Source organism: Pseudomonas sp. TWR3-1-1 (assembly GCF_049896545.1).
Taxonomy (GTDB): domain Bacteria; phylum Pseudomonadota; class Gammaproteobacteria; order Pseudomonadales; family Pseudomonadaceae; genus Aquipseudomonas; species Aquipseudomonas weihenstephanensis.
Genome location: NZ_JAFCUO010000001.1, coordinates 1,150,520 through 1,160,641 on the forward strand (window position 1 = coordinate 1,150,520; position 10,122 = coordinate 1,160,641).

Sequence of the window (10,122 nt, forward strand, 5' to 3'; positions counted from 1 at the left end):
CCGACATGCTCGATTCCAAACTGTTACGTAGCAACCTTCAGGACGTAGCGGATCGCCTGGCATCCCGAGGCTTCACGCTGGACGTGGCGCGCATCGACGCGCTCGAAGCCCAGCGCAAAGAAGTCCAGACCCTGACCGAGAAGCTCCAGGCCGAGCGTAATGCAATCTCCAAGAGCATTGGTCAAGCCAAGGCGCGCGGTGAAGACATCGCGCCATTGATGGCCAGTGTTGAAAATATGGGCACTGAGCTGAACAACGGGAAAGTTGCTCTGGACGTGATCCAGACCGAACTGGACTCGATCCTGTTGAGCCTGCCGAACCTGCCGGACGCCTCGGTACCGGTCGGCGCCGACGAAGACGGTAACGTCGAGATCCGTCGTTGGGGCACGCCCAAAACGTTTGATTTCGAGATCAAGGACCACGTTGCGCTCGGTGAGCAATACGGCTGGCTGGATTTCGAAACCGCCGCCAAATTGTCCGGTGCCCGCTTTGCCTTGCTGCGCGGCCCGATTGCCCGTATGCATCGCGCGTTGGCGCAATTCATGATCAACCTGCATACCGGCGAACACGGCTACGAAGAGGCTTACACGCCTTATCTGGTTCAGGCGCCTGCGCTGCAAGGCACTGGCCAGTTGCCCAAGTTCGAAGAAGAACTGTTCAAAATCAGCCGCGAAGGCGAAGCGGACTTCTACCTGATCCCAACAGCTGAAGTCACGCTGACCAACATCGTCGCCGGCGAAATCGTCGAGCACAAAGCGTTGCCGATCAAATTCGTCGCGCACACGCCGTGCTTTCGCAGTGAAGCGGGCGCGTCGGGTCGTGACACGCGCGGCATGATTCGCCAGCACCAGTTCGACAAGGTTGAAATGGTCCAGATCGTTGAGCCATCGACCTCGATGGACGCACTGGAAGGCCTGGTGGCTAACGCCGAGAAAGTGTTGCAATTGCTTGAGCTGCCGTACCGCACGCTGGCGCTGTGCACCGGCGACATGGGTTTCAGTGCTATCAAGACCTATGACCTGGAAGTGTGGATTCCGAGCCAGGACAAGTACCGCGAAATTTCGTCGTGCTCCAACTGCGGTGATTTCCAGGCGCGGCGCATGCAAGCACGCTTCCGCAACCCGGAAACCGGCAAGCCGGAGCTGGTGCATACGCTTAACGGTTCGGGGCTGGCAGTAGGGCGTACGTTGGTCGCTGTGCTGGAAAACTACCAGCAGGCAGACGGTTCGATCCGTGTACCGGACGTGCTCAAGCCTTACATGGGCGGCATTGAGGTCATCGGCTAAATGGAGTTTCTGCCGCTGTTTCATAACCTGCGTGGCAGCCGTGTACTGGTGGTCGGCGGCGGGGAAATTGCCTTGCGCAAATCCCGCCTGCTGGCGGATGCCGGTGCGGTGTTGCGGGTAGTTGCACCCGCCATTGAGCCGCAGTTGTGTGAGTTGATTAGCAGCAGCGGTGGTGAGCGTGTTTTGCGCGGCTATGTGGAGGCCGACCTGCAAGGGTGTGTGCTGATCATTGCTGCCACGGACGACGAGCCACTGAATGCGCAAGTCTCCGCCGATGCCCATCGGCGCTGCGTGCCGGTCAATGTGGTGGATGCACCGGCCTTGTGCAGCGTGATCTTCCCGGCCATCGTCGACCGTTCACCGCTGGTGATCGCGGTCTCCAGTGGCGGCGATGCACCCGTGCTGGCGAGGTTGATTCGCGCCAAGCTCGAAACCTGGATCCCTTCGACCTACGGTCAGTTGGCGGGACTTGCGGCGCGCTTTCGAGCTCAGGTCAAAGGCCTGTTTCCAGATGTGCAACAGCGCCGTGCATTTTGGGAAGACGTGTTTCAAGGCCCGATTGCCGACCGCCAGCTGGCGGGTCAGGGCGCCGAAGCAGAGCGCCTGTTGCTGGCCAAGATCAACGGTGAAGCGAGCAAGGCCACCGGCGAGGTCTATCTCGTGGGCGCCGGGCCGGGTGATCCGGATCTGTTGACCTTTCGTGCCTTGCGTTTAATGCAGCAAGCGGATGTGGTGCTGTACGACCGCTTGGTAGCGCCCGCGATTCTGGAACTGTGCCGACGTGATGCTGAACGCATTTATGTGGGCAAGCGCCGTGCCGATCATGCCGTTCCGCAAGACCAGATCAACCAGCAACTGGTTGATTTGGCCAAGCAAGGCAAGCGGGTGGTGCGGCTCAAAGGCGGCGATCCGTTTATTTTTGGTCGCGGCGGTGAAGAAATCGAAGAGCTGGCGGCGCATGGGATTCCCTTCCAGGTTGTGCCAGGCATCACGGCGGCCAGTGGTTGTGCGGCGTATGCAGGCATTCCCTTGACCCACCGTGATTACGCGCAATCCGTGCGTTTTGTCACCGGTCACTTGAAAGACGGCACCAGCAATCTGCCGTGGAGCGACTTGGTTGCTCCAGCACAAACGCTGGTGTTCTACATGGGGCTGGTGGGTTTGCCGATCATCTGTGAACAGCTGATCCAGCACGGTCGTTCTGCTGATACGCCAGCGGCGTTGATTCAACAGGGCACGACCTCGAACCAGCGAGTGTTCACAGGCACGCTGGGCAACCTTGCGACCCTGGTGGCAGAACACGAAGTGCATGCCCCGACACTGGTGATCGTAGGCGAAGTGGTCCTGCTGCGTGAGAAGCTCGCGTGGTTTGAAGGCGCCCAAGCACAGGTTTAAACCTGCCCTGTAGGTGCTGGCGCCGACTGCGATCTTTTGATCTTGTCACTTCAAAAGACCGCAGCCTGCGCCACCTGCTCCGCGGGCGCGGGGTTTCAGTCGCGGTTATCGCCCACCAAACTGTCCACTGACGGCACGCGTGTGTCGCTCTCCATTTGCGTGTCGTGCTCAAGCTGGTGACTGAACCGGTCCAGCGAACCCTGCGCGGGCTGTGCATCACTGGCAAACACGGGCGGACTCATCATGTACGCCCCGAGCAAACGGCTCAGTGCTGCCAGGCTGTCGATGTGCGTGCGTTCATAGCCGTGGGTCGCGTCGCAGCCAAACGCCAACAAGGCGCAACGAATGTCATGCCCTGCGGTGACCGCCGAGTGTGCATCGCTGAAGTAATAACGAAACATGTCCCGTCGCACGGGGAGTTCGTGTTCGGCCCCCAAGCGCAACAAATGCCGCGACAAGTGATAGTCGTATGGCCCGCCCGAATCTTGCATTGCCACACTGACGGCGTGTTCGCTGGAATGCTGGCCCGGTGCGACCGGCGCAATATCAATCCCGACAAACTCACTCACATCCCACGGCAATGCCGCTGCGGCGCCGCTGCCGGTTTCTTCGGTAATGGTAAACAGCGGGTGACAGTCGATTTGTGGCTGCTCGCCACTTTCCACGATCGCTTTCAATGCCGCCAACAACGCGGCAACACCGGCTTTGTCGTCCAGGTGGCGGGCGCTGATATGCCCGCTCTCGGTAAATTCGGGCAGTGGATCGAAGGCGACAAAATCCCCCACGTTGATCCCCAACGAATCGCAGTCTGCACGGGTTGCGCAGTAGGCATCCAGACGCAGCTCGATGTGATCCCAACTGATCGGCAGCTCATCCACTCCGGTATTAAACGCATGCCCCGAAGCCATCAACGGCAAGACGCTGCCGCGAATCACGCCATTATCGGTAAACAAACTGACGCGGCTGCCCTCTGCAAAACGGCTGGACCAGCAGCCCACCGGCGCCAACACCAGGCGGCCGTTGTCCTTGATCGCCCGCACGCTGGCGCCGATGGTGTCCAAATGCGCTGAAACCGCGCGGTCCGGGCTGCTTTGCTGGCCTTTAAGGGTTGCACGCAACGTGCCTCGGCGCGTCAGTTCGAAAGGGATGCCCAGTTCTTCAAGACGTTCTGCCACATAGCGCACGATGGTGTCAGTGAAGCCGGTGGGACTGGGAATGGCGAGCATTTCCAGCAAGACCCGTTGCAGGTAATCGAGATCGGGTTGCGGCAGGTTGCGATTCATAAAAACTCCTGAGGCGAGGCCCGTCGCGAAAGGTGCCCACGCGACGTGCCTTGGGATGACGTTCAGCGAGCGCGCTTAAGGCGCTGGCTGACTGTGGGGAAAGAGCAAGTCGATGAAGCGCTCAGCGGTGGGTTGCGGTTCGTGGTTAGCCAGACCGGCCCGCTCGTTGGCTTCGATAAACACATACTCGGGTTGATCGGCAGCGGGCACCATCAGGTCCAGGCCGACCACTGGAATATCCAGCGCCCTGGCGGCGCGGATGGCCGCGTCGGCCAACACCGGGTGCAACACATCGGTTACATCCTCCAGGCAGCCGCCCGTGTGCAGGTTGGCGGTTCGGCGCACGGCCAATGTGTGCCCCGCAGGCAGAATACTTGCGTACTCATACCCGGCGGCTTGTACGGTGCGCAGGGTTTCGGTGTCCATCGGGATGCGGCTTTCGCCATCGGTTGCGGCTTGACGTCGACGGCTTTGTGCTTCGATCAGTTGGTGGACGCTGTGATGGCCATCGCCCACCACGTGTGCAGGACGGCGGATGGCGGCGGCGACCACTTCAAAGCCGATCACGACAATGCGCAGGTCGTGGCCCTGATGAAAACTTTCGAGCAAGACCCGGCTGTCAAACGCCCGCGCAGCCTCAATGGCTTGTTGCACTTGATTTAGGGTGCTCAGGTCCACCGCCACACCGTCGCCCTGTTCACCATCCAGTGGCTTGACCACGATGCGCCCGTGTTGCTCCAAAAAGGCCAGGTTGTCATCCGCATTACCCGCCAATTGTTGGGCGGGCAGGTTCAGGCCCGCTTGGCTCAGCACCTTGTGCGTCAGGCTTTTGTCTTGGCACAAACTCATGCTGATGGCGCTGGTCAAGTCGCACAGTGACTCGCGACAGCGAATGCGCCGCCCGCCGTGAGAGAGGGTGAACAGTCCGGCGCTGGCGTCATCGATGTGCACGTCGATACCGCGCTTGTAGGCTTCTTCGACGAGGATGCGCGCATACGGGTTCAGTCCGACCTCAGGACCCGGCCCAAGAAACAGCGGCTGGTTAATGCCGTTTTTACGCTTGATGGCAAAGGTCGACAGCGTGCGAAAACCCAGCTTGTGATACAGGCTCTTCGCCTGCTGGTTGTCGTGCAGCACTGACAAGTCGAGGTAGCTCAGGCCTCGGCTCATGAAGTGTTCGACCAAATGGCGCACCAGCACTTCACCCACGCCTGGGCGTGTGCAATGCGGGTCTACCGCCAGGCACCATAAGCTGCTGCCGTTTTCCGGGTCATGGAAGGCGGTGTGGTGATTGAGGCCCATCACGCTGCCAATCACCGCGCCGCTGTCTTCATCTTCGGCGATCCAGTACACAGGCCCGCCTTGATGCCGCGATGTGAGCAAAGTCGGGTCAACAGGCAGCATGTTACGTGCGGTGTACAGCGTATTGATGGCAACCCAGTCGGCTTCGTTTTGCGCACGGCGAATGCGAAAACCGCGAAATACCCGTGTGGCAGGGCGGTAATCGGTAAACCACAAGCGCAGGGTGTCGGAGGGGTCGAGAAACAATTGCTGTGGTGCCTGGGCCAGTACCTGCTGCGGCGCGGCCACGTACAACGCGATGTCACGCTCGCCGGTGTGCTCATTGAGCAGTTCATTGGCCAGAGTGGCCGCATCGGGAAAGGTGTGCCCGATCAGCAAACGCCCCCAGCCACAATGAATGGCCACAGGTTGAGCATCCAGCGGGCTGCCATCTTCGGCCAGGCGCGCTTGCAAGCGTTCATAAGAGGGGGCTTGACCGCGTATCAAGCGTTGGCTATAGACCGTGGCGAGAGGTTTCATCGCTCAGATTCCTTGTTCGCTTAACCACAGATTCAGCGCCGCCAATTGCCACAGTTTTGAACCATTGAGGGGCGTCAGTTGGCTGTGCGGATTGGTCAGCAGGCGATCGAGCATGGCCGGTTGGAACAAACCCCGGTCCTGGCTCGGATCGAGCAACAGCTCGCGGACCCAGTTGAGCGTGTCCCCTTGCAAATGCTTGAGACCCGGCACCGGGAAGTATCCCTTCTTGCGATCAATCACCTCGCTGGGGATTACCAGGCGCGCGGCTTCCTTGAGCACTTGCTTGCCGCCGTCGGGCAGTTTGAAGCGCGCCGGAATACGCGCCGACAGCTCGGCCAGGCGATAGTCCAAAAACGGCGTGCGTGCTTCCAGGCCCCAGGCCATCGTCATGTTGTCGACACGTTTGACCGGGTCATCCACCAGCATCACGGTGCTGTCCAGACGCAGTGCTTTATCCACCCCGGCGTCCGCCCCCGGCTGTGCGAAATGTTCACGCACGAAGTCGCCAGCGGCATCGTTGGCGGTCAGCCACTGTGGCTGCACGGTGGCTTTGTAGTCGTCGAAGCTGCGATCAAAAAATGCCTCGCGATAAGCGCTATAGGGATCGCTGGCGCCATCCACCTGGGGGTACCAGTGATAACCGGCAAACAGTTCATCCGCGCCCTGGCCGCTTTGTACGACTTTGCAATGCTTGGCCACCTCACGCGAGAGCAAGTAAAAGGCAATGCAGTCATGGCTGACCATCGGTTCGCTCATGGCGCGGAAGGCCGCGGGCAGTTGCTCAATGATCTCGTGCTCGCCAATGCGCAGTTGGTGATGACGGGTGCCGTAATGCTTGGCAATCAAATCCGAGTACTGGAATTCGTCGCCGCGCTCGCCGCCTGCGTCTTCAAAACCGATAGAAAAAGTCGACAGATCCTGTACGCCCACTTCGCGCAACAGACCCACCAACAAGCTGGAGTCGACCCCGCCCGAGAGCAACACGCCCACATCCACCGCGGCGCGCTGGCGGATGGCAACCGCCTCGCGGGTGCTGTCCAGTACCCGGTCGCGCCAGTCTTCAAGGGTCAGGTTTGCTTCGTCGGCATGGGGGCCATAAGGCAGTGTCCACCAGGTCTTCTGTTCGGTATGGCCGTCGGCGTCGACACGCAACCAGGTGGCGGGTGGCAGCTTTTCAATACCGGCGATCAGCGTGCGCGGTGCAGGCACTACGGCATGAAAGTTCAAGTAATGGTTCAGTGCAACCGGATCGAGCATGGGGCTGATATCGCCCCCCTTGAGCAATGCCGGCAGCGTGGAAGCAAAGCGCAAGCGCTGGCCGGTTCGCGACAGGTAGAGCGGCTTGACCCCTAAGCGGTCGCGGGCAATGAACAGGCGTTGGGTATCACGCTCCCAAATGGCAAAGGCAAACATGCCATTGAGTTTGGGTAATAACGCTTCGCCCCAGGCGTGAAAACCCTTGAGCAGCACCTCGGTGTCGCCGTCGGAATAAAAGGCATAGCCGAGGTTTTCGAGTTCTGCGCGCAGTTCAGGAAAGTTATAGATTGCGCCATTGAATGCCAGGGACAACCCCAGTTGGTTGTCGACCATCGGCTGCGCCGAGCCGTCCGACAAATCCATGATTTTCAGACGGCGATGCCCCAAGGCAATCGGTCCCTGACTGTGAAAACCCCAGGCATCAGGCCCGCGGGGTGCCAGGTGGTGGGTAATGCGTTCGATGGCTGCCAAGTCGGCAGGTTGGTGATCAAAACGTATCTCGCCAGCTAATCCACACATAAAGCTAAAGCCCTTGTAATCGTTGGGCCGTCGCACATTTACCGTGATTCAAGTACCAATTTCGTACCATTTTTCGGCAAATCCAGCTTCTCAAGCTCCGCAAAATCACTCGAAGAGCTGATCCACTTGGCATAGGTTGAAAGCAAAACCTGAACGCTGTGTCCAAGCTGCGCAGCGATGAACGCCGGGTTCATTCCTGACATAAGGCACATCGTCGCGTAGGTGTGCCTGGTGTCATACATCCGACGATATCGAATACCGCTTTTACGCAACGCTGCCAACCAATAGCGCTTGGCCCCTGTTTCGGAACGGATGTACAACTCTGATCTCTCACCCGATCCTTCCGGCGCGAAAACATAATCAGAGCGCGCCGCCGTAAGGAGTCTGGCTTTTTCGAGCGCCTGTAAAGCTCGATCGTTCAATAAAACTTCCCGTGACACCTTCGTTTTTGTCCTCTCCTTGATCTTGCCGTATATCCGAATACGGCACACCTTGGCGCGCCGAGAGCGTGTATCAACCTCACTCCAACGCAGAGCCATCGCTTCTCCTGGACGCATTCCTGTATAGAACGAGAACTCAAAAAAGCACGCGTAAATCGACTGCAAACCACTCGTCACTTCGTACAGCTTACCTATCAACTCGTCTGCCTCCTCGCGACTGAAAGGATCAATCTCGCGCTTGGTAACTCGTGTCGGCGGTATAGAGTTGGCCGGATTTCTCAGAATCAACTCATCGTTTACCGCTTGGGTTAACAGGCTAGTGACAAGTCGGATTGCTCCCTTCCTGCGAATCGGCGAAGTCCATGTAATGCCGTTGACGATTTTGCGCATCAGCACCGGCGTGATCTTGTCGAGAGGGTATAGGGCCAAATGCGGCACCCAATAGTTCTGCATGGTGCTTCGGTAGTTCTTCCGAGTGCTGTCTTCGATCTGGAGGCTGTTCAGCCAGTCCTGGGCATAGTCGAAAAATATCGGCATCTGTCCAGAGGAGTCGCTTCGGCTATTCGGGAATAGCTCCCTGTATTTTTCAGGCGTTAGCGCTTCCAGCTTGGCAAGTTGCATTACTTGAGAACGTAAAGCCTCGGCTGCTGCGATCCCCCTTGCGCTTTGCGGGAGAGTGAGCGTTTCACAGTGCCGCTTTTTGTTCCAAGAGAACCTGATCCTGATCGACTTCCCGACAAGCTCAACTCCAGTGGGCAGCTCCATTGGCTCTCTAGCCATTCGTCGTACCTCCATTTGCTGTACATGATTCGCCCGTCGATTTTCGACCAGACACCGGCGGGGATGATGTTGCGTTCACGTTTACGCTGAAGGGCTTTCGGTGTCGTGCCAAGTAGTTCAGCCATTCGTTTTTCTGTGACCTTGTCATGGCCTGACTCATCGCTCAGTTTTTCAGCTGCTGCCATAATTACCTCCTGCCGCCCGCTGTAGGTCGGGCAGTCTTGATGATGTGAAAGATGAATTCGAAGGTGATAAACGCCCACCGGTGGTGACTCTTAATCTCAGGCATGAAAAATCCTTGCCCGCCTGGGGCGGCAGGTTGATTGAGTTGTGAGGTTTGGGTTTGAAGCAGAAGGTTTAGCGCTTCATAAACGTCATCCAGTGTGTGTTCACACGCTTGCCGGACTTATGGCCAACACGCGAAAGCACTCTGCAAACCCCTTGGTCAAGTCGTCCCGCCAGTCATCGGTGAGCAGGCCGTACTTGGCACGCAGCCAGCTATCACGCCCGGCGCGGGTCAGGTGCGGCGGATCGAATACCACCAACTTAAATGCACCGTCAGCGAAGGGCAGGGTGCGAAAGTCCATGATGACGTTGGGTTCAACGTTCAGCGCACGGCCATCACAGAGCACATGTTGCTCGTCACGAATATCCCCGAACAGTGCGCGCTGGTCGCCCTTGTCGAACCAGAACATGCGGCTGCCGCAGCAGGGGTCGAGGATTTTTAAGGCGACGGTCATGGCCTTACCACCTCAACCAAGGCCCAGCAGATCTGCCTGGCATAAACTGAGGGCGCGCGCTTGACCTGGCCGGCGCGCTCCAGGCGTTCCAGTTGACGGCGAACCCAATCGGTTTTTAAACCCTTGTACCCAGCCATGCTCAGACCGTTACGAATGACATAGGTCATCTGTTGCGAGCCCCAATACATGATCTGGGCTTTTATTTCGGCATCGGTGGGCTTTGGGTTGTCGCTCATGACTTCTTGCTCCGACTAACATCTTCAGCAGTGACGATGTGCGGTGTACTGTCCTTGATGGTGAAGAAGTCTGGCTGGCAGTGCTTGCGAGCCCAAGCTTTCAGTGGAGCAAGCGCGATATCCAGCTCAGCCTCAGCCGCTTTGCTGAGGTCTGGATAGGCGTCAACCCACTCGCTGGCATCGCTATCGCAGGCGTTTTCGTACATCCGTTGGGTCACATCGTTAGCGTCTGGCAAGAAGCGTGCTGGGTCATCCTTACACTCAATCCCGCGATAGACCGTGCCGCCTTCATACAGGCCAGGCCGGTAGCTTGCCGGATGCCCGTCGCCATCGCTGTCATGGCCGTAATTATCCTTGAGCAGTTC

The 10,122-nt window shown here is 58.5% G+C and carries 9 protein-coding genes and 1 pseudogene; 2 read left to right on the plus strand and 8 right to left on the minus strand.

Translation table 11 applies throughout. The annotated features are described in order from the left end of the window. The first annotated feature begins 5 nt into the window (after nucleotides 1-5). The gene (gene serS, locus ACP7A4_RS05445) at nucleotides 6-1,286 is read left to right on the plus strand and encodes a serine--tRNA ligase (RefSeq protein WP_059764171.1); all 1,281 of its coding nucleotides are present in this window, start codon (nucleotides 6-8) and stop codon (nucleotides 1,284-1,286) included. Further along, nucleotides 1,287-2,681 carry a siroheme synthase CysG gene (cysG, locus tag ACP7A4_RS05450; RefSeq protein WP_059764169.1) on the plus strand — a complete coding sequence of 465 codons (1,395 nt, stop codon included), beginning with the start codon at nucleotides 1,287-1,289 and terminating at the stop codon, nucleotides 2,679-2,681. It begins immediately after the preceding gene. 95 nt (nucleotides 2,682-2,776) lie between these two features. On the opposite strand, the gene ACP7A4_RS05455 is transcribed toward cysG, so the two are convergent. The 8 genes and pseudogenes from ACP7A4_RS05455 to ACP7A4_RS05490 form a co-directional block, all read right to left on the minus strand. Continuing rightward, a complete protein-coding gene (locus tag ACP7A4_RS05455) occupies nucleotides 2,777-3,964 on the minus strand; it encodes an osmoprotectant NAGGN system M42 family peptidase (protein WP_426245847.1) in 1,188 nt (395 codons plus the stop codon). A 75-nt stretch (nucleotides 3,965-4,039) separates the two neighbouring features. Next, nucleotides 4,040-5,785 (minus strand): N-acetylglutaminylglutamine synthetase, encoded by a 1,746-nt coding sequence (ngg, locus tag ACP7A4_RS05460; RefSeq protein WP_059764165.1) that lies wholly within the window; start codon nucleotides 5,783-5,785, stop codon nucleotides 4,040-4,042. A 3-nt stretch (nucleotides 5,786-5,788) separates the two neighbouring features. Then, nucleotides 5,789-7,561, minus strand: a complete 1,773-nt coding sequence (locus tag ACP7A4_RS05465) for an N-acetylglutaminylglutamine amidotransferase (RefSeq protein ID WP_426245849.1) — start codon at nucleotides 7,559-7,561, stop codon at nucleotides 5,789-5,791. 38 nt (nucleotides 7,562-7,599) lie between these two features. Then, a complete protein-coding gene (locus ACP7A4_RS05470) occupies nucleotides 7,600-8,727 on the minus strand; it encodes a tyrosine-type recombinase/integrase (RefSeq protein ID WP_426245907.1) in 1,128 nt (375 codons plus the stop codon). Next, entirely contained in the window at nucleotides 8,622-8,966 is a 345-nt protein-coding gene (locus tag ACP7A4_RS05475; RefSeq protein WP_239658795.1) for a helix-turn-helix domain-containing protein, read from the minus strand. The genes ACP7A4_RS05470 and ACP7A4_RS05475 overlap by 106 nt, the downstream gene beginning before the upstream one ends. A 172-nt stretch (nucleotides 8,967-9,138) precedes the next feature. Beyond that, nucleotides 9,139-9,521 (minus strand): annotated as a pseudogene (locus ACP7A4_RS05480) (SAM-dependent methyltransferase). Next, complete coding sequence (locus ACP7A4_RS05485) at nucleotides 9,518-9,757, minus strand: hypothetical protein (protein WP_426245852.1); 240 nt, start codon at nucleotides 9,755-9,757, stop codon at nucleotides 9,518-9,520. The pseudogene ACP7A4_RS05480 and the gene ACP7A4_RS05485 overlap by 4 nt, the downstream one beginning before the upstream one ends. Further along, on the minus strand, nucleotides 9,754-10,122 hold a 369-nt coding region (locus ACP7A4_RS05490; RefSeq protein ID WP_426245854.1), incomplete at its 5' end, for a hypothetical protein. The genes ACP7A4_RS05485 and ACP7A4_RS05490, both read right to left, overlap by 4 nt.

Excerpts from the sequence above, each read along its gene's own strand:
- serS (WP_059764171.1), top strand. The coding sequence starts at position 6 with ATGCTCGATTCCAAACTGTTACGTAGCAACCTTCAGGACGTAGCGGAT.
- cysG (WP_059764169.1), top strand. The coding sequence starts at position 1,287 with ATGGAGTTTCTGCCGCTGTTTCATAACCTGCGTGGCAGCCGTGTACTG.
- ACP7A4_RS05455 (WP_426245847.1), bottom strand. The coding sequence starts at position 3,964 with ATGAATCGCAACCTGCCGCAACCCGATCTCGATTACCTGCAACGGGTC.
- ngg (WP_059764165.1), bottom strand. The coding sequence starts at position 5,785 with ATGAAACCTCTCGCCACGGTCTATAGCCAACGCTTGATACGCGGTCAA.
- ACP7A4_RS05465 (WP_426245849.1), bottom strand. The coding sequence starts at position 7,561 with ATGTGTGGATTAGCTGGCGAGATACGTTTTGATCACCAACCTGCCGAC.
- ACP7A4_RS05475 (WP_239658795.1), bottom strand. The coding sequence starts at position 8,966 with ATGGCAGCAGCTGAAAAACTGAGCGATGAGTCAGGCCATGACAAGGTC.
- ACP7A4_RS05485 (WP_426245852.1), bottom strand. The coding sequence starts at position 9,757 with ATGAGCGACAACCCAAAGCCCACCGATGCCGAAATAAAAGCCCAGATC.